20 protein-coding genes are annotated in these 17,806 nt (G+C 30.2%); 2 read left to right on the top strand and 18 right to left on the bottom strand.

Annotated elements, in window-relative coordinates; genetic code table 11:
* Window positions 1-5: 5 nt before the first annotated feature.
* The 13 genes from ccoN to DPIF8902391_RS05275 form a co-directional block, all read right to left on the bottom strand.
* The gene (gene ccoN, locus DPIF8902391_RS05215) at window positions 6-2,204 is read right to left on the bottom strand and encodes a cytochrome-c oxidase, cbb3-type subunit I (RefSeq protein WP_172505230.1); all 2,199 of its coding nucleotides are present in this window, start codon (window positions 2,202-2,204) and stop codon (window positions 6-8) included.
* 30 nt (window positions 2,205-2,234) lie between these two features.
* Window positions 2,235-2,402, bottom strand: coding sequence for a cbb3-type cytochrome oxidase assembly protein CcoS (gene ccoS, locus DPIF8902391_RS05220; protein WP_083501080.1), 168 nt, complete (start codon window positions 2,400-2,402; stop codon window positions 2,235-2,237).
* Window positions 2,403-2,598: 196 nt separating this feature from the next.
* Complete coding sequence (locus DPIF8902391_RS05225; protein ID WP_172505231.1) at window positions 2,599-2,949, bottom strand: DUF5713 family protein; 351 nt, start codon at window positions 2,947-2,949, stop codon at window positions 2,599-2,601.
* A gap of 46 nt (window positions 2,950-2,995) precedes the next feature.
* Entirely contained in the window at window positions 2,996-3,535 is a 540-nt protein-coding gene (locus DPIF8902391_RS05230) for a rhomboid family intramembrane serine protease (RefSeq protein WP_172505232.1), read from the bottom strand.
* The gene (locus tag DPIF8902391_RS05235; protein ID WP_172505233.1) at window positions 3,532-4,323 is read right to left on the bottom strand and encodes an ion transporter; all 792 of its coding nucleotides are present in this window, start codon (window positions 4,321-4,323) and stop codon (window positions 3,532-3,534) included. The genes DPIF8902391_RS05230 and DPIF8902391_RS05235 overlap by 4 nt, the downstream gene beginning before the upstream one ends.
* A complete protein-coding gene (locus tag DPIF8902391_RS05240; RefSeq protein ID WP_172505234.1) occupies window positions 4,323-4,967 on the bottom strand; it encodes a DUF3592 domain-containing protein in 645 nt (214 codons plus the stop codon). The genes DPIF8902391_RS05235 and DPIF8902391_RS05240 overlap by 1 nt, the downstream gene beginning before the upstream one ends.
* Before the next feature lie 115 nt (window positions 4,968-5,082).
* Window positions 5,083-5,388, bottom strand: coding sequence for an S-adenosylmethionine decarboxylase family protein (locus tag DPIF8902391_RS05245; RefSeq protein WP_172505235.1), 306 nt, complete (start codon window positions 5,386-5,388; stop codon window positions 5,083-5,085).
* 2 nt (window positions 5,389-5,390) lie between these two features.
* The gene (locus tag DPIF8902391_RS05250; RefSeq protein ID WP_172505236.1) at window positions 5,391-6,947 is read right to left on the bottom strand and encodes a polyamine aminopropyltransferase; all 1,557 of its coding nucleotides are present in this window, start codon (window positions 6,945-6,947) and stop codon (window positions 5,391-5,393) included.
* Window positions 6,935-7,816 (bottom strand): DUF350 domain-containing protein, encoded by an 882-nt coding sequence (locus DPIF8902391_RS05255; RefSeq protein ID WP_198912920.1) that lies wholly within the window; start codon window positions 7,814-7,816, stop codon window positions 6,935-6,937. The genes DPIF8902391_RS05250 and DPIF8902391_RS05255 overlap by 13 nt, the downstream gene beginning before the upstream one ends.
* Window positions 7,817-7,837: 21 nt before the next feature.
* Window positions 7,838-8,644 (bottom strand): hypothetical protein, encoded by an 807-nt coding sequence (locus DPIF8902391_RS05260; protein WP_172505237.1) that lies wholly within the window; start codon window positions 8,642-8,644, stop codon window positions 7,838-7,840.
* A 37-nt stretch (window positions 8,645-8,681) separates the two neighbouring features.
* The gene (locus DPIF8902391_RS05265) at window positions 8,682-9,233 is read right to left on the bottom strand and encodes a DUF4178 domain-containing protein (RefSeq protein ID WP_172505238.1); all 552 of its coding nucleotides are present in this window, start codon (window positions 9,231-9,233) and stop codon (window positions 8,682-8,684) included.
* Between the two features lie 93 nt (window positions 9,234-9,326).
* Window positions 9,327-10,025 carry a PspA/IM30 family protein gene (locus tag DPIF8902391_RS05270; RefSeq protein WP_172505239.1) on the bottom strand — a complete coding sequence of 233 codons (699 nt, stop codon included), beginning with the start codon at window positions 10,023-10,025 and terminating at the stop codon, window positions 9,327-9,329.
* Between the two features lie 38 nt (window positions 10,026-10,063).
* On the bottom strand, window positions 10,064-10,459 hold the full coding sequence (locus tag DPIF8902391_RS05275) for a type III secretion system chaperone family protein (RefSeq protein WP_172505240.1): 396 nt from the start codon (window positions 10,457-10,459) through the stop codon (window positions 10,064-10,066).
* A 137-nt stretch (window positions 10,460-10,596) separates the two neighbouring features.
* Here DPIF8902391_RS05275 and DPIF8902391_RS05280 point away from each other — a divergent pair, with 137 nt between their 5' ends.
* A complete protein-coding gene (locus DPIF8902391_RS05280) occupies window positions 10,597-11,340 on the top strand; it encodes a helix-turn-helix domain-containing protein (RefSeq protein WP_172505241.1) in 744 nt (247 codons plus the stop codon).
* Between the two features lie 3 nt (window positions 11,341-11,343).
* Here DPIF8902391_RS05280 and DPIF8902391_RS05285 read toward each other — a convergent pair whose 3' ends face one another.
* The 5 genes from DPIF8902391_RS05285 to DPIF8902391_RS05305 all read right to left on the bottom strand — a co-directional run bounded on the left by DPIF8902391_RS05285 (window position 11,344) and on the right by DPIF8902391_RS05305 (window position 17,002).
* Window positions 11,344-11,772, bottom strand: coding sequence for a hypothetical protein (locus DPIF8902391_RS05285; RefSeq protein ID WP_172505242.1), 429 nt, complete (start codon window positions 11,770-11,772; stop codon window positions 11,344-11,346).
* Window positions 11,773-12,149: 377 nt separating this feature from the next.
* Window positions 12,150-13,511 carry an oxygen-independent coproporphyrinogen III oxidase gene (hemN, locus tag DPIF8902391_RS05290; protein ID WP_058885588.1) on the bottom strand — a complete coding sequence of 454 codons (1,362 nt, stop codon included), beginning with the start codon at window positions 13,509-13,511 and terminating at the stop codon, window positions 12,150-12,152.
* Between the two features lie 88 nt (window positions 13,512-13,599).
* Window positions 13,600-14,265: a deoxyribose-phosphate aldolase gene (deoC, locus tag DPIF8902391_RS05295; protein WP_058885589.1), complete on the bottom strand. Its 666-nt coding sequence runs from the start codon at window positions 14,263-14,265 to the stop codon at window positions 13,600-13,602.
* A gap of 14 nt (window positions 14,266-14,279) precedes the next feature.
* Complete coding sequence (locus DPIF8902391_RS05300) at window positions 14,280-14,612, bottom strand: AraC family ligand binding domain-containing protein (protein WP_058885590.1); 333 nt, start codon at window positions 14,610-14,612, stop codon at window positions 14,280-14,282.
* 17 nt (window positions 14,613-14,629) lie between these two features.
* A complete protein-coding gene (locus DPIF8902391_RS05305; protein WP_172505243.1) occupies window positions 14,630-17,002 on the bottom strand; it encodes a heavy metal translocating P-type ATPase in 2,373 nt (790 codons plus the stop codon).
* Window positions 17,003-17,105: 103 nt separating this feature from the next.
* Here DPIF8902391_RS05305 and DPIF8902391_RS05310 point away from each other — a divergent pair, with 103 nt between their 5' ends.
* Window positions 17,106-17,792 (top strand): Crp/Fnr family transcriptional regulator, encoded by a 687-nt coding sequence (locus DPIF8902391_RS05310; RefSeq protein WP_058885592.1) that lies wholly within the window; start codon window positions 17,106-17,108, stop codon window positions 17,790-17,792.
* Window positions 17,793-17,806 lie beyond the last annotated feature (14 nt).

Consider the following 17,806-nt stretch of genomic DNA (forward strand, 5'->3'; position numbering starts at 1 on the left):
CTTTTCTATTTTTTACTTAGTTGTTTTTGAACATCTTTTACTTTAATATCAGTACCTAAACGTTGTAAATAAGAAATTAAAGCGACAATTTCTCTATCTTTCATTTCGATAAATTCTTGTCCGTTTTCTTTCGCATATTTCTTGTCAGAAGCATAATTTTTAGCAAAATCAGGGTCTTGATGTAAGTTTTCTTGAATTTTAGCACCTTGTGCATCCATACTAGCTTGCGCATTTGCTATTTCTTGCTCTGTATAAGGAACTCCTAAAGTTACCATAACTCTCATTTTATCTTCAGTACTACTTTTGTCTAACTTATTCCTAACAATCCATTTATATGATGGCATTATTGAACCTGGAGAAGTACTTTGAGGGTCATACATATGATTTAAGTGCCAGCTATCAGAATACTTACTTCCAAGCCTATGTAAATCTGGTCCTGTACGTTTAGAACCCCATAAAAATGGGTGATCATATACAAACTCTCCTGCTTTAGAGTATTCACCATATCGCTCAACTTCTGATCTAAATGGTCGTACCATTTGAGAGTGACATCCTACACATCCTTCTCTAATATAAAGGTCACGCCCTTCTAATTCTAGTGGTGAATATGGTTTTACACTCGATATAGTTGGTATGTTTGATTTTACTAATATAGTTGGTACAATTTGAACTAAACCACCTATTAAAATAGCAACAGTTGCATAAATAGTTAATTTAATTGGTTTTCTTTCTAACCAAGTGTGCCATGCTTCTCCTTTAGTTCTGTGCTTAGATACTTTTGTTAATGGTGCTGCTTCGGCTAAATCATCAGTAACTTCGCTACCAGATTTTATGGTTCTTACCATATTGTAAATCATTACTAATGCTCCTGCAATAAACATACTTCCTCCAATAGCACGCATCCAATACATTGGAATTATTTCGGCTACTGTTTCTAAAAAGTTACCATACGCTAATGTTCCATCAGGATTAAATTGTTTCCACATTGATGCTTGTACAAAACCTGCAACATACATTGGTAGTGTGTACATAATAATTCCTAAAGTACCTATCCAAAAGTGAAAGTTTGCTAAAGCTGTAGAGTATAATTTTGTTTTAAATAATCTTGGAACCATCCAGTAAATCATCCCGAAGGTAAAGAAACCGTTCCATGCTAATGCTCCAACGTGAACGTGTGCAATAATCCAATCAGAAAAATGTGCAATGGCATTTACATTTTTTAATGATAACATTGGTCCTTCAAAAGTTGCCATACCATAACCAGTAATTGCAACTACCATAAACTTTAAAACAGGATCGGTACGTACTTTATCCCAAGCTCCACGAAGTGTTAATAATCCGTTGATCATTCCACCCCAAGACGGCGCTAATAACATAATTGAAAAGGCAACTCCTAAATTTTGAGCCCAAGTTGGTAATGCAGTATATAATAAATGGTGAGGTCCTGCCCAGATATAAATAAATATTAACGACCAAAAGTGAACTATTGATAATCGATAAGAATATACAGGTCTGTTTGCTGCTTTAGGAACAAAATAATACATCAATCCTAAAAATGGTGTTGTTAAGAAAAATGCTACCGCATTATGTCCGTACCACCATTGTACCAAAGCATCTTGCACTCCTGCATACACTGAATAAGATTTTAAAAACCCAACAGGTAATGCTAAACTATTAAAAATATGTAATACTGCAACGGTTACAAAAGTTCCTAAATAAAACCAAATAGCTACATATAAATGACGTTGTCTTCTTTGCATGATTGTCCAAATCATGTTAACACCAAAGGCAACCCAAACAAGTGCTATTGCGATATCAATAGGCCATTCTAATTCGGCGTATTCTTTTGAACTTGTATATCCTAAAGGAAGTGTAATTGCTGCGGCGACAATAATTGCCTGCCATCCCCAGAAATTAAAATTACTTAAAAAATTACTCGCCATCCGTGCTTTTAACAATCGTTGTAACGAATAATAAACCCCTGCGTAAATAGCATTTCCTACAAAAGCAAAAATTACTGCATTGGTGTGTAACGGACGTAAACGACCAAAACTTAACCATGATATTCCGTCTGTAATATTTGGGAATAAAAACATTAATGCCAACAGCAAACCTACCGAGAAACCTACGATTCCCCAAAGTAGTGTGGCGTAAATGAATTTTTTTACGATTTTATTATCGTAATAAAATTGTTGCATTTCCATAATCTAATTGAATTTAATATCTATTGTTAATTATTGTTTTTTTGTTTCTTCTTTTACTAATTCGTCATCAAAAAGCATACGAACCGACGGGGTGTACGAATCATCGTACTGTCCATTTTTTACTGAAACAATAAATGCAATAAAAAAAATTAATGCCACTAAAATACTTAGTGTAAGTAGTAAGTAAATAACGCTCATATCTTGCCTGATAATTGTAGCACAAATTTACTTTTGAAGGTCTTCTTAAAATATGATATTTATCATGTTTTAAGATTTATTTAGCATTTTTTATAAAAGTATTCTAACTAAAGAGGAAGGTTAAAAAAATCGGATATTCTTAAAACAAAAAAACCTCTTAAAAAGAGGTTTTTGAACGTGTTATTTATATTTATTTTTACCAATCTCTACTTCCAGCTAAGGTTTCAATATCAGCATTTTTATATCCATATATTTTTGAAATATTTTCAAAATCAGACATTATTGATTCTCTAGCTACAGTTTCAATTTCACTTTCATTTTTGTAAAATTCATCTTGAATTTCATTAAATTCTTCCGTATATTTTTCTCCTAATTTATATAAATCTTCTAAGTTTACTACACTTTGAAGTTCAATTTCTTTACAAAAGTTTAATAAAATATCTTTGCATTTATCTACTAAGAAATCAGGGAAATAATTATCCGAATACATCTCTTTTAAAAAGTTATATTCTTGCGCTTTTTTATTCTTTAACTCTGCTACTTTCATTCTATTTTTTTTATTAATTTTTCTATTCAAAAATAATCAACTTTAATTACCGTTGTTTTTTTATCAATAAAAAAGAAATAACAACACCAGCAACAGCACCAAAAAGATGCCCTTCCCACGATATATGACTTTTTAAAGACGGCACTAATCCCCAAATTAATCCACCGTACAAAATTGCCACTCCTAAAGAAACTAACAACGGAATCAATTTGCGTTCTAAAAGACCATTTGTAATTAAAAACGCCGCTAAACCGTATATAAGCCCACTAGCGCCGATATGGTTTGCACTTCTGGCAAACAGCCAAACAAGTGTTCCGCCAATTAAAATTATAAATAAAATTACCGTTAGGGTTTTCTTGGGATAAAAAAAATTAAGTACTGTTAATAAAATAATTAAAGGAAGTGTGTTTGAAATTAAATGCCAAATTCCACCATGTAAAAAAGGTGCTGTAAAAATACCTATTAACCCGCTAGAGGTTCGTGGTATAATACCAAATTGATTGATAGGAATAAAAAGATTCACTACATAAATAGCGTATAAAAATACCAGTAATTGAATAGTGTATTTGTGTTTTTTAGAAATCATACATTAATATTTTTTCCACAATGTGGACAGTTACAATTTTTTTCTTTAATTTTTTCTTCGGATTTTTTTAGCTGTTTTTCAGATTGAATTTTATCAATAAAAGCCGAACTAATAATTCCCGTAGGAAGTGCTACAAAACCAATTCCGATTAACGCAATAACACCACCCAATAATTTACCCCAAGGCGTTACAGGATATACATCGCCATAGCCAACGGTGGTTAATGTTGCTACTGCCCACCAAAAAGCATCGCCGATACTTGCAAATTTTTCTGGCTGATCGTCATGTTCTATATGATACATAAGCGTAGAGGATAAAATCATTAAAACAAAAGTGACAAAAATAGTAATAGACAACTCTGCTTTTGTTTCCTTAAATATATATTTTATGGTTTTTAAAGAGCTTGAATACCTGCCTAATTTAAAAATTCGTAGTAATCTAAATAAACGAAGAATACGTATAATTCCTAAATCAAAAGGAAAAATTAAGGGTAAATAAAAAGGAAGTATGGCTATTAAATCGATAATTCCTGCTGTAGAAAAAGCAAAATTTAAACGTTCTGTTTTATCTTCTTTTGTAATATCAGAAACCCAAATTCTGATAAAATATTCAATAGTAAATACCGTTACCGAAAACAATTCAAAAAGATGAAAAAAAGCTCTATATTTTATATTTAATTCCTGATAAGACTCCAGAATTAAAACAATAATATTCAACACAATAAGTGCATAAATAAACTTTACAAAATACTTGTTTTTATTAATGAAATTACGTGCTTTTTTTTTCATTAAACCCAATTTTTCTTAATGTGTTTAGCAATTGATTTTGGTAAACTATTTACTACTAATGCTTTTTTAGGATTATTTTTATGATAGATTATCCATACTTTTTTAGTTCTAATTTTTTTTATAGTACCTAAACAAGTGGTTGCATATTCTATTTCTTTATCCTCAGAAAAATAAGCAAATTTAATTCGATAACTATATTTACCTTTTACATTATTAGAAAAATAGAGTTCTTTACCCAAATATCGTCCTTCAGTAATAATACCATTACTTAAAATTGTAATTTCTTTTACGGTATTTCGAATATATAATCTAAAAATAAATAAGGTAATCAATGGAAATATTAAATAATAAAAAAAAGGATTTCCATTAGGTATGTAATCAAAATTTTTAATAACACTATACGTAGGTTTTTCAATGTTATAAATAACCTTTACCTCATCGCCTATTTTTAAATTAGCAATAGAATTATAAGACACCCATCTATGATATTCTTTATCAATAGTATATTCATATTCATAGGCTTTTACCACTGCCTGTAACTGGTCGTCTTCTATATCCGTAAAATAAACTTCTGTAATAATTGCTTTTGCTTCGTTCGTATTGATATTTAAATAAAAACATTCTCTAAAATCAATATTTTTCATATTAGATTTAAGCGATGAAAAACTAAAATAAAGAAGAATAAGTATAAAAATTGTAGAAAACCCTCTATAAAGCAATCGGATTTTTAAATTTATAGGTAATGATTTTGTTATTTTTTTATGCATTTGTCTGATTCATTTTATTGATAAATAAATCTAACTTTTCTTTACTACAACTACTCAATTCAATATAACTTTTGCCACTTTCAGGAAACGTATGTATTGCCAAATGACTTTCGCCTAATAACCAAAAACAGGTATATCCTTGCTTATCAAAATGATGTTCATTAAAAAGAATAATGGTAAAACCAGCCTCTTTTAATAAGCGTTCATACCTTGTTTTTAGCACTTTTGGCACAGTACAACTATCCCAAATTTTATGGCTGTATATATTTGCTTCTATATGTTTGTAAGGTGTATTCATAGTTAATATAAATCCCAATTACCGTTTAAATAATAGTTGTAAAGAACGGGATTGTGTACTTTATTAACTTCAATACTATCTTTAGAATTAAAAAACTCTTTTCCAAAAGAGGTTATCAATTGCATTGCTTGGTTATTTATCCAATTGGTTTTAACATTTTTGAATTCAATTTTTTGCAATTTATCTTTTAATTGATTCGAACTAATATTCTTGTTTTTTGTTCCAAGTATCCAGCCCCATTCTCCCATCGATAATACTTGATTATGAAGTTTTACCGTATTAAAACCTGCGGATGTTATTGTTTTATCAATACAATTATAGGCGTTTGTTGCAAAATACGGACTTCCTGCTTGCGTAATAATTAATCCATTTGGTCTTAATTTTCTGTTACAAAGTGAATAAAATTCATGTGAATACAATCTTCCTAATTCAATGTTTCTAGGGTCTGGTAAATCAATAATAATGATATCGTAAAAATCAGCTTTATTTTGTTCCAAATGAATATACGCATCTTTGTTAAAAATGCTAAGTTTATCATTTTTCATGCTGTTTTTGTTGATTTTCTGCAATACAGGATGATTCAGCCCTAAATCCGTCATTTTTGGATCTAAATCAACCATATCAATTTTTTCAACAGTCGGATATTTTAGTATTTCACGAACAGCACAACCATCACCACCTCCCAAAATTAAAATTCGTTGCGGATTTGGATGTAATTGCATAATCGGATGCACCAACGGTTCATGATACATTTTCTCATCAATAGAACAAAATTGTAAGTTTCCGTTTAAATATAACCAATGTTCATTTTTCCACTCGGTTACTACAATTTTCTGATATTCTGTTTGTTCAGCATAAATAACTTTGTCTTTATATTTCTTTTGTTCTCCCCATTGAATAATCGGTTTTGTAAAAGAAATACCCGTCATTAAAAGCCCAAAAACAACTACTAAAACCGCTTTTAAACGAATAATTTTACGCTTATTTATTTTTTCTTTAAATCGATAAAAAACAATTAAGGCTACTAAAAAATTAATTATTCCTAATACAAAAGGCGTGTAGGCTAAACCTAACATCGGCAAGCCGATAAAAGCAAAAAACACCCCTCCGATAAGACTTCCGTAGTAATCTTTTTCTAAAATAGAAGAGATATTACTTTTTAAATCTTCGTATTCTTTATTTATCCGAACAACTAACGGAATTTCTAACCCGATAAGTAAACCAATAAGCATACTTAAAGAATAAATTACAAATCCGTAATAATCACTTACCGAAGCCAAGGTATAAACCAACACCGACGAAAATGCGACAATTAAAGAAAGCGATATTTCTAAAATTAAAAAATTTTGAATTAAGTTTTTTTTGATTAATTTACTCAATCGACTTCCTAAACCCATGCAAAAAAGCATCAGCGAAACAATCATCGTCCACTGAAAAATGGAGTTTCCAATAAAATAAGTTGCTAAGGTCGATAAAGTGTATTCGGCTACTATTCCTGCAAATCCTGTGGCAAAAATAGCAGCTTTTAATACAAAAGAATTCTGTTTTAAATACTCCATGTAATTAATATAGCAGCCGCGATGTAAGCAAAAGCTTCCATTAAACCTGCACCAATATTTGGTTTTTCTTGATTGATAATTTCATCTGTAAGTTTTCTTCCTGTTAATAAAATTTTATCAGCAAAAAGACGCATTATTGGCAATAATAAACAGCCTAATAATGTTTGTAAACTAATATCTATAAGCGTTGTTGTCCAGTCTAAAAATGGATCTAAAATTGCATTCATGGTAATAATTCCGATAGCAAGTATCGCTCCCGAAAAACTAACTCCAGCAGCAACATTGTCTTTTTCTACTTCATTATGAATATCATATCCCATCCAAGCAATAAACACTTTAGATGCTAAAATAAGCACGATATTTCCAAGAATCCAATAGATTATAAACGTTGAAATTCCTGCAATTAATGTTTCCGATTCTCCAATTAAAGCACCGTATAAAACAAGCCCATTTGCAATATAAATAGCAGCTTCAATAACACCTGCACCTTCATTTTGATCGGTAATAATTTCTTTTTTTAAATCGAACTTATTTAAAATCACTTTATTACTAATCCAAGCGGATAAAAGCAATAATAAAATGGCAATAATTCCGTAGCTAAAAATTTGTAAAATATCGGTTATAAAACCAGCAGTTTCGCCAATAATAGCACCGCCAATAACAATAATTAAAGCAGTAAAATATCCGACATAAGAAATAATAAATGCAAAATTATCTTTTTCAACTAATTCATCTTGAATATTGATACTTGGATGTAGCATTTTATACGCTATTTTTCCAAGGATAAAAATGACAAATCCACTTAGAATATAGCCAAAGGAATGAACTATTTCGATACTATTAATATATTCGTTAATATATTGATTCATGTTTACGAGCATTTTATACCATTATTTACCATAACCACCACTTCTAGAACGAGAAGAACTTGAACTACTATATCTGTTACTACTTCTTGTAGTTCGGCTAGAATTTCTACTAGAATTTGAGTAACTTTTGCTAGAGCTATATCCTTTCGATCTTAAAGAAGTCGCACTTCTTTTTACGTTACTTCTTACCTTATCTTTAAACGATTGAGGTTTAGAGTTCCAAGTACTACTAGTATTTCCTGTTGATGATGTTCCGTAGGTATTATTTCTTCCGTAATAACTAGTTCTTCCTCGGTTATTAGTTCTATAATAATCATAATCACTTCTTCCGTAACGATTAGACCCACCTAAAAGGCTACTCATAAAATGATACTGTCCATAAAATGCCCAAAAAGACGAACCGTTACTTTGTCTTTCCCAACTTCCGTATTTTTGATTACCTACATAATTATTGTAGCCCGCAGGCGTTGATTTTTTATCTAAAACACCATTTTTCTTTGATAAAACAGTCATTCCTAAATCTTTTTGATGCTCTTCAAAAGTGATTGCAGAAACTTTTTTCCAATCGGTACGTTTTATATCAAAATCATCTTCAGTCGGTTTCGTTGTTTTATTATTTTTTTCAAGGATAATTTTATATTTATGAAAATAAGCATCGCTATCTTCTTTATAATCCATATCAGTTAGAATAACACTGTAATTTTGTGTATCAATATATGTGGTAATAATTTCATCTAAAGGAGATTTTAGATACTTTTTTCGTTCTGACCCACAAGAAACCACAAGCAAAAGTAAGCTTGAAATTAGTAATGTTTGAAATATTTTCATTGTAATTAATTTGAAACCAAATTTAGTATTTTTAGTATTAATACCTATCTGCAACAGGCAATATATTTGAAACGGCAAGCTCATTGATAATAATCCCTTTGCTTACTTCAAATTCCTGTTCGCCATATTGTTCTATGCACAGTGTTTTTTCTTCGGATTCATCTAAATAATCGTAAGAAATTAATTCTTCCCAATTAGAAGCGTCAAGTTCTTTGCAAAATCCTGGTGATTTTTCATCTAAAAAATAACGAGTTCCTTCAAAATCAATTTTTTTAGGTGGTTTTTGATGTTCATCCATATAATCACAAACCGTTTCACCTAACTTTCTTAGTTTTATTTTTTCTGATAAAGTAACCACTAAACCACCATCATCTTCAAGGTTTAAAAATTTTTCAGTAGCTCCATTTTTGATAACAAATTCACGTGTAAAATAATCATCACCCCAATCGTATTCAAACAGTGCTGTAACCGTCCAGGTTTCGGTAGCGTATTCAAAAATATATCCTTTTGCTAAATCGTTAATTTTAATATTTGTTGGATCAAAATGTCTTTCCGTTTCTTTTTTCTTAAAAAAATCAAGTATTCCCATGTATTTATATTGTTTTGTGTGTGAATTTTATTTAAAACAAAAAAAGCCCTTCTTTTATATAAAGAAGAGCCTAAATTATTAAATTTAATAATTTTATAAGCCCATTTGTTTTTTTAATTCCTCTAAATTATTTGCTGCACTTGTTTTTTTAGTACCCAATGCTTTGTCTAATTCATCATCAATACTTTTTGATTCGTTAGCAATATCACCATAAGCTTCGGCTAAAGCTTCTTCTTCGGATACTTTTTCTTTCATTTTTTCTAGCATATTAACCGTACTAGAACTATCGATTGCCGCCATTTGTTTGTTTAAATTTTTGGTTGCATTCGAAACTTTTACACGCGCTTTAAGGGTTTTTAATTCATTTTCCCACTTGCTAATGTTATTTTTTAAACTGTTCACATTCGTTTCTAATTGCGATACCGATTTTGAAAAATTAGTAACCTCAACCTCACAACGATTCACATGTTCGGTATTTTCTTCTTTTTTAACCAATGCTTCGGTTGCTAAACGGTCGGCATTTTCGGCAGTAAGCTCTCCTTTTCCTGCTTTCTGTAAAATTAACATCGCTTTATTTTGATAATCCTTCGCTTTTATTTCAAACTGTGTTTTATCATTTTTAGAACGAATTAACATCGCTTTTACCTTCGCAAGCCCTTCTAATGCTTGTGTCAAGTCATTTTTCATGTCTTTAATACCCTGCTCTGTCATTTTGATAGGGTTTTCCATTTTATCAATTGCTGAATTTGCTTCTGCTTTCCCTACGTTAAATAATCTTCTAAATATGTTCATTATATGTTTTTTTAGTATCTGTTAATTTGTATTTTTAATTATGCTTTCGAAAATTGAATAATATTTTCTGAATACTCACTTAATAATAAACTCAACGAATTTATAGAGCCTTCCAATTCGTTTAAGTCAAGGTTTTCAATTTGTAAAGTATCTCTAAAAATTACTTTAGTACCCGTTTCATCTAACACAAAAGCACCGTGAACGATGTCTCTATTTTTTTGTAATAATTGTTTAAAAATAGTTTCATCAGGATTTGTAATTTTAAAAATATATTGTTCAATAATTAAAATCGGGCTGGCAATTCCTATTATTAAATTATTAATTCCTTCATTTTCATTCTGAATCATTAAAATTCCTTCCGACGGATCTTCATGAGTAATATTGTAATTTAACTCAAGTAAGTAATTTTTAATCCTATTAAATTGTTTTTTCATCGATATACTTCTTTTTCAAAATTGCTAATTATTTTAGAACTATTGCTATATTCTGTAATATTACTCGCTAATTTGAGTATTTTTGACAGGTCAAATATAACTATATTTAAACAACCTGCAAATAAAATTAGCAAACTATGTCGTTTTTTGGTAAAAACATTAAAAAGATAAGAAGTGTAAAAAAACTTAGTCAACAAGCTTTTGCTGATATATTCAACTTAAAAAGAGGTACTTTAGGGGCTTATGAAGAAGAACGAAGCGAACCAAAAATTGACACGATTATAAAAATTGCTAATTATTTTAGCATTTCTATTGATGACCTCCTAACAAAAAACATTACAGTTAATCAATTATTGCGGTTTAATGAAGGCATTACTACAGATATCAATCAAATTGTAAAAGCTAGTTTTACTGATATTCCGTTTGTAAACTCCTTAAATAGCCATCAATTTATTACTGATTTTAAAACTACTGAAAACTATGACTCTTTACCTGTACTTAGCATGCCAATAACAGCGACTGCGGCATTATTAGCATTTACAGTAGCTAATTTATATATGGTATCTAATGAAGAAGGTTTATTTCCTGGTGATGTTGTAGTTGGCGAAAGTACTGTTCCTGAAAACTTAACAAAAGACGATGTGGTAATTGTATTGGCAAACGATGCCTTATCAATCAGGCGCTATAATGCAACCGATACAGGGTACCATTTATCAGCCGATCATATACATATTGCGCCCATCATAATTCCTTACGGAATTACTATTCATTTCTGGAAAGTTTCTTATGTGTTTTTAAAGCGATACCCAAAATTCACCTCAAAATTAGACATTCAATTAGATAAATTAGATACAGTACTAAAGCAATTAAACAAGGTATAAAAACTACTCTTTATTGCTGTTTTTAGCAAGCTCTTTTAATAAACATTCATAATTGATAATTTTATCGTATAATTTTTGACGATCTTTTTGTTGTTCAAAATTAGAAAACAATCCCGCTATCGCATTTATTTTAGGCTCCTTTCTAAAATCATCTATATGCACTAAAATATAATCGAGTATTTTTTCATTTTCAACATCTTCTAAACTCAAAGGCTCATCGGTTAAAAGCATAGTACCTTTACCTGTAATTAACCAATTAAAGTTTAAATCAGGGAAATTATCGGAAATTAATCCGAGCCATTTTGAATTAATCTCTGTCCCTTTCTTTAAAGCATTTCGTAAAGTACCATCGCTAGCACCAATAACACGCTCTAACCTACTAACAGCCACACCTTTATGTTTTATAAAAATTTTGATTCTACTTGCTACCATAATTTTTCGTAAAATAATACGTAAATTATTTTCATAAACGGAAAATAATACGATATTTACACCGTACTAAACAAAGGTACAATTAATAAGTGTTATTATTTTTCATTTAACCTGTTGTAAACTATTTGACAACTATCAAATGAAGTTTAATTGATATAAAACACTTATAGCGAAGTAAATAATTCATTTAAAAAAAAAGTTATTTATTTGTTAAAAAAAAGAACGTTTAATAAAAAATAATTAAAGGAGTTAGTTTACGTATTGTGGTTATTGTGAAGGGTGTCATAATAAATAAGCTATATAAATCCTTTTTTTTAACCAAGGCTTGTTTTATCAAGCCTTGGTTTCACCCCTTTATTTTTAGAAGCAGAAAACGCCTAAATTGTCATTGAAAATAATTTTGTTTCGGGCTTATTACTATGCAAACGCTTATCAAACGCCATACAGATATTTCGCACATAAGGTCTTGCTTTTTCAGGAACCGTTAGAGTATTTCCATCGATAAAAACCAAACCATCAGCGACCATTTCTTGTAATTTTTCTAAAAGGATTTCGATACCTTTAAGCTTTAAACTTTCCGCATCCCACGAAGTGGTAAAATGACACATAATATTTAAAATATGCTTTCGGATAACTAAATCTTCTTCGGATAAAATATGTCCTCTAAAAACAGGAATTTCTCCTTCGTTCACTATTTTTTGATATTCTTTTACCGTTTTTACATTCTGTGCAAATCCGTACCAAGAATCAGAAATTGACGACATTCCTAAACCAATCATTAACTGCGTTTTATTGGCAGTATAGCCCATAAAATTACGATGCAATGTTTTTTCCTGAGTTGCTTTATATAAACTATCCGATTTTAAAGCAAAATGATCCATTCCTATTTCAACGTAACCCATTTCGGCAAATAACTCCTTTCCTATTTCGTATAATTCACGCTTCTCTTCATTTTTTGGTAAATCTTCCTCCTTAAAACCTCGTTGTCCAACACCTTTTACCCACGGAACATGCGCGTAACTATAAAACGAAATTCTATCAGGTTGTAATTCTTTGGTTTTATTAATGGTATGAATTACATTTTCTTTGGTTTGAAATGGCAATCCGAAAATTAAATCATGACTGATAGATGTATAGCCTATTTCCCTAGCCCATCGAGTTGCTTTTTCAACATTTTCAAAAGGTTGTACTCTGTGTATTGCTTCTTGAACCTTTAAATTATAATCTTGCACACCGTAACTTACTCGTGTAAAACCGACATCAAATAAAGTTTGTAATTGTTCTTTTGTGGTATTATTTGGATGTCCTTCAAAACTAAATTCGTGCTTCGGATGTTTTTTAGCATTGATAAATAAACCATCAATTAACTTTTTTAAATTTTCTTTTGAAAAAAAAGTAGGTGTTCCGCCACCCAAATGAATTTCCTTGATAATTGGCGTTTCATCGACTAAATTGGTATATAAATTCCATTCTTTTAAAACGGTATCAATATAATCTTCTTCTACTTCATGTCTTTTTGTAATATGTTTATGACAGGCACAAAAAGTACAAATACTCTCACAAAAAGGCAAATGAATATACACACTAATTCCTTCGGATAAATTGCTTTCTATAAACGATTTTTTAAAGGTTTCAATCCATTTATCTTTAGAAAAAGTTTCATTTTCCCAATAAGGAACCGTCGGATAACTCGTATATCTTGGTCCTGGAATGTTGTATTTTTGTATCAGTGAATTCATGTATATTTTTTTAGAATATCAAGTTAATTAGCCTAAAAACTTAGCGGATTAATAATAAATTGATACGCTTTAGCTAAACAACCTTTTTTTAATAATTATCATTTTCAGAAACCCCTTTAGTAACCAAAGAAACTCCTGCTGATGTTCCTAAGCGAGTTGCACCTAGTTTAATATATTTCGCTGCTGTTTCGATATCTTTAATACCGCCAGCCGCTTTTATTTGCACGCTATTTTTAACCGTAAACTTCATCAATTCAACCTGTTTAAAAGTAGCGCCACCTGTACCAAAACCTGTCGATGTTTTTATAAAATTAGCACCTGAATTTACCGCGAGCAAACAAACTGTTTTCAGTTTTTCTTCGGATAAATAACAATTCTCAAAAATTACTTTTAAAACATTATTTCCGATGGCTTTTTTTATCAACCTTATTTCATTTTCAACATAATCATAATCGCTAGCCAACAATTTACCAACATTAATAACCATATCAATTTCTGACGCACCATTTTCAATACAATTAACCGCCTCAAAAATTTTAGCTTCGGTAGTCATTGCCCCTAAAGGAAACCCAATAACAGCGGCTATTTTTACATCAGAATCCACTAAGATTTCTTTTGCTAATTTCACATAACAGCCGTTTACACAAACGGCATAAAAACCGTATTTAATGGCTTGTTCACACAGTTGTATAATATCGTTATCTGTAGCGGTTGCTTTTAGTAAAGTGTGGTCTATATAGGTATTTAATTGCATCAATTTTATCTCTTTTATACGTTTTCAACTCTTTTTAAAGTATCTGTTTTTGATAATGACAAACGTACAACACTTTCTTCTACTGCTGTTAAATCATGTACTACTTGTGGTTTTAATGAAATTATATCCCCAGCATTTAATTGCTTTATCGCTCCCTCAACGCCAAAATCAATACAACCTTTTATCACCTGAACAATTATTGCAAAAGGTGCTTGATGCGCTTCCATTACTTGTCCTTTTTTAAAAACAATGCGAATTTCTTTTGAAAAACCCGTATCCAATAATAATGATACGGCAGGTTTGTTTTCATTAAACTTAATATCTTCTAAAAATGAGGCTACTTTCATAAGTATTATCTTTTAAATTATTTTATTTTTTTTCCTAATAAATTTGTTGCAATCGTTGTAAATAAAACAATACTAATAGAACTTAAAGGCATTAAAATTGCGGCAATCACAGGCTTTAATTGTCCTGTTGTAGCAAAATACAACCCAATTAAATTATAACATAACGACAATATAAAACTATACTTTATTATTTTAATTGCCTTTTTTGATACCTTTATATAATTGCCAATTTCATTAAATTTTGAAGCATCTAAAATAGCATCACAAGCAGGAGAAAACACGTTAATATTTTCTGATAATGAAATTCCAACATTACTTTGTGCCAATGCCCCTGCATCATTTAAGCCATCACCAATCATAATTACGCTTTCTCCTTTATTTTGTAAATTTTCAACGTAATTTAATTTATCTTCTGGCTTTTGATTGAATAAAAATGAGGTGTTTTTAGGTAATAAATCTTCTAAAAATTTCTTTTCGCCTTCATTATCACCAGAAACAACTGCTAAATTATAATTTGTATTTAATTCCGAAAACAAGTCTTTTACGCCATTTCTGTACGCATTTTTAAACACATACTTTCCTTTATAAATTCCATCAAAACCAATATGTACAGAAGTATCTAAATTGAGTTTTTCTTTGGTATTATTCACAAAAGATGACGAACCTATTTTTACATCTACCCCATTACATCTAGCTTCAATTCCTTTTCCTGTGTACTCTTTAAAACTATCAACAGGCAACATTTCTGCCGATAAAAAACCGTATAACATTCTACTTAACGGATGATTTGACGCTCGTAAAACACTTTTTAAAAGTACTTTTTCTTCGGATGACACTTCACTTCCTTTATACTCAATTTGATTTTCTTTACTTGTTGTAAGTGTTCCTGTTTTATCAAAAATAACAGTATCAATTGCTGCTAACTGCTCTACAACCGTAGCATTTTTTAAGTAGAATTTCTTCTTTCCTAAAATACGAAGCATATTCCCTAAAGTAAACGGAGCTGCTAAAGCGATTGCACACGGACATGCAATAATTAAGACAGCAGTAAATACATTTAAAGCTTTGCTTGAATCAAAATACAGCCAAAATGCAGTGGAAATAAAAGCAATTATTAAAACGGTAACTGTAAAATTCTGACTTATACGATCTGTCAATGTTTTAAATGAGGAGTTTTTATCTTTCTTAAACACATCATTACTCCACAATTGGGTTAAATAACTTTGCGAAACCGAGCTTAAAACTTCCATTTCTACAACTCCCGATAATTGCTTTCCACCTGCAAATAATTTATCACCCGATTTTTTAATTACAGGAACTGCTTCACCTGTAACAAAACTGTAATCGATTTTTGCATTTCCGTTGATTAAAATTCCATCAACAGGAATTAATTCTTGATTTCTGATTAATAATCTGTCGCCTTTTTCAACATCATAAATTTGTACATTTTCTTCTTTTCCTTCGGATGAAATTCGAGTTACCGCAATTGGAAAATACGATTTATAATCACGTTCAAAAGACAAGAAATTATAGGTTTTCTGTTGAAAAAACTTCCCTAATAACAAGAAGAAAACCAAGCCTGTTAAACTATCAAAAAAACCAGTTCCGATATCAAAAATAATTTCAACAGAACTTCGGATAAATAAAACAGCAATTCCTAAAGCAATAGGAACATCAATATTTAAAATTTTAGCACGTAAACCTTTATATGCCGATATAAAATAATCTTGCCCCGCATAAAAAACTACAGGTAATGAGAAGAAAAACATCAACCAACGGAATATCTCTTTGTATTGTTCCAACCAAAAACCAGTCACTTCAAAATATTCTGGAAACGATAAAAACATGACATTTCCGAAAGAAAAACCTGCAATTCCTAATTTATAAATTAAGCTTCGGTCAACTTTCTTTTTGCCTACTTCGTAATCTTCTAAACTGATATACGGTTCATACCCGATAGAACTCAATAATAACACAATTTCTTTTAACGAAATAATTTCTGAGTTATACGTAATTCGAACTGTTTTCTTAGGGAAATCAACTTGCGCCGAACTAATGTTTCGTTGCAATTTATGCACGTTTTCTAACACCCAAATACACGAACTACAATGTATATGGGGTATATATAAGTTAACAACATGCAAATTACCGTCGTTAAACTCTAGTAGTTTATCGGTAATAGATGCGTTGTCTAGAAAGTCGTATTTTCCTTGAATTTCTTCTGGAATTGCTCCAGGATTGTTTTGAAAATCATAGTAACAGGTTAAATCATTTTCTGAAAAAATTTCAAAAACCGTCTTACAACCATTACAACAAAAAGATTTCTCTTTTATAGTAATGGTTTTGGTATCACATTCGTTACCACAATGAAAACATTTTGTGTTTTCCATATTTACTCTTTTGCCTAGTGCAAAGGTCTTATAAGAAGCGTAATTAAAACATGATATATATCAGCTTTTTGTTATCTTTGAACTAGCCTAACTAAAAATTACTATGAGCAAGTGTGAACAATGTGCTATTCGTCAACTTAATTCTTTAAAATCACTCACAAAAGATGAATTGATTCGGGTTGCGGGGTGTAAAACATCTAAAACCATAAAAAAAGGAACTGTTTTGTTTGAAGAAGGTGAGCATATTAATGGTATTTTCTGTGTTAAAAAAGGTATTTGTAAAGTCTCAAAAATGAGTGATAATGGTAGAGATCAAATTGTAAATTTGGTAAGAAAAGGTGATTTACTAGGCGAGCGAAGTTTAATTAATGATGAAGCCTCTAATTTAAAAGCAATTGCTATAAATGATATGGAGATTTGTTTTATCCCTAAAGAAGAAATTGTTAGAGATTTAGAAGAAAACCAAAAATTTACCATGGATATTCTTAAAACAATGGCATCTTCCCTTAAAACTGCGGATGATTTTATTGTTGATATGGCTCAAAAAACCGTTAAACAGCGCTTAGCTTCTACCTTATTAAACCTTAATCGTAAATTTACTAAAAATGAAAATGGGGCTTTAGATATTCAATTATCTAGAGAAGATATTGCCAATATTATTGGTACAGCCACCGAATCGGCAATTCGATTACTTTCTGAATTTAAAAAGAAAAAACTAATTGATTTAAAAGGAAAAGAAGTTTTTATTCTTGATAAACAAGCCTTAAAAGATATTTCAACAGGATTTTAAAACATTTTTTACTT

The organism is Tenacibaculum finnmarkense genomovar ulcerans, assembly GCF_900239495.1.
Lineage (GTDB): Bacteria > Bacteroidota > Bacteroidia > Flavobacteriales > Flavobacteriaceae > Polaribacter > Polaribacter ulcerans.

What these genes read in the sequence shown, in the direction of transcription:
- ccoN (WP_172505230.1), bottom strand. Translation starts at nt 2,204, where the DNA reads ATGGAAATGCAACAATTTTATTACGATAATAAAATCGTAAAAAAATTC.
- ccoS (WP_083501080.1), bottom strand. Translation starts at nt 2,402, where the DNA reads ATGAGCGTTATTTACTTACTACTTACACTAAGTATTTTAGTGGCATTA.
- DPIF8902391_RS05225 (WP_172505231.1), bottom strand. Translation starts at nt 2,949, where the DNA reads ATGAAAGTAGCAGAGTTAAAGAATAAAAAAGCGCAAGAATATAACTTT.
- DPIF8902391_RS05230 (WP_172505232.1), bottom strand. Translation starts at nt 3,535, where the DNA reads ATGATTTCTAAAAAACACAAATACACTATTCAATTACTGGTATTTTTA.
- DPIF8902391_RS05235 (WP_172505233.1), bottom strand. Translation starts at nt 4,323, where the DNA reads ATGAAAAAAAAAGCACGTAATTTCATTAATAAAAACAAGTATTTTGTA.
- DPIF8902391_RS05240 (WP_172505234.1), bottom strand. Translation starts at nt 4,967, where the DNA reads ATGAAAAATATTGATTTTAGAGAATGTTTTTATTTAAATATCAATACG.
- DPIF8902391_RS05245 (WP_172505235.1), bottom strand. Translation starts at nt 5,388, where the DNA reads ATGAATACACCTTACAAACATATAGAAGCAAATATATACAGCCATAAA.
- DPIF8902391_RS05250 (WP_172505236.1), bottom strand. Translation starts at nt 6,947, where the DNA reads ATGGAGTATTTAAAACAGAATTCTTTTGTATTAAAAGCTGCTATTTTT.
- DPIF8902391_RS05255 (WP_198912920.1), bottom strand. Translation starts at nt 7,816, where the DNA reads ATGAATCAATATATTAACGAATATATTAATAGTATCGAAATAGTTCAT.
- DPIF8902391_RS05260 (WP_172505237.1), bottom strand. Translation starts at nt 8,644, where the DNA reads ATGAAAATATTTCAAACATTACTAATTTCAAGCTTACTTTTGCTTGTG.
- DPIF8902391_RS05265 (WP_172505238.1), bottom strand. Translation starts at nt 9,233, where the DNA reads ATGGGAATACTTGATTTTTTTAAGAAAAAAGAAACGGAAAGACATTTT.
- DPIF8902391_RS05270 (WP_172505239.1), bottom strand. Translation starts at nt 10,025, where the DNA reads ATGAACATATTTAGAAGATTATTTAACGTAGGGAAAGCAGAAGCAAAT.
- DPIF8902391_RS05275 (WP_172505240.1), bottom strand. Translation starts at nt 10,459, where the DNA reads ATGAAAAAACAATTTAATAGGATTAAAAATTACTTACTTGAGTTAAAT.
- DPIF8902391_RS05280 (WP_172505241.1), top strand. Translation starts at nt 10,597, where the DNA reads ATGTCGTTTTTTGGTAAAAACATTAAAAAGATAAGAAGTGTAAAAAAA.
- DPIF8902391_RS05285 (WP_172505242.1), bottom strand. Translation starts at nt 11,772, where the DNA reads ATGGTAGCAAGTAGAATCAAAATTTTTATAAAACATAAAGGTGTGGCT.
- hemN (WP_058885588.1), bottom strand. Translation starts at nt 13,511, where the DNA reads ATGAATTCACTGATACAAAAATACAACATTCCAGGACCAAGATATACG.
- deoC (WP_058885589.1), bottom strand. Translation starts at nt 14,265, where the DNA reads ATGCAATTAAATACCTATATAGACCACACTTTACTAAAAGCAACCGCT.
- DPIF8902391_RS05300 (WP_058885590.1), bottom strand. Translation starts at nt 14,612, where the DNA reads ATGAAAGTAGCCTCATTTTTAGAAGATATTAAGTTTAATGAAAACAAA.
- DPIF8902391_RS05305 (WP_172505243.1), bottom strand. Translation starts at nt 17,002, where the DNA reads ATGGAAAACACAAAATGTTTTCATTGTGGTAACGAATGTGATACCAAA.
- DPIF8902391_RS05310 (WP_058885592.1), top strand. Translation starts at nt 17,106, where the DNA reads ATGAGCAAGTGTGAACAATGTGCTATTCGTCAACTTAATTCTTTAAAA.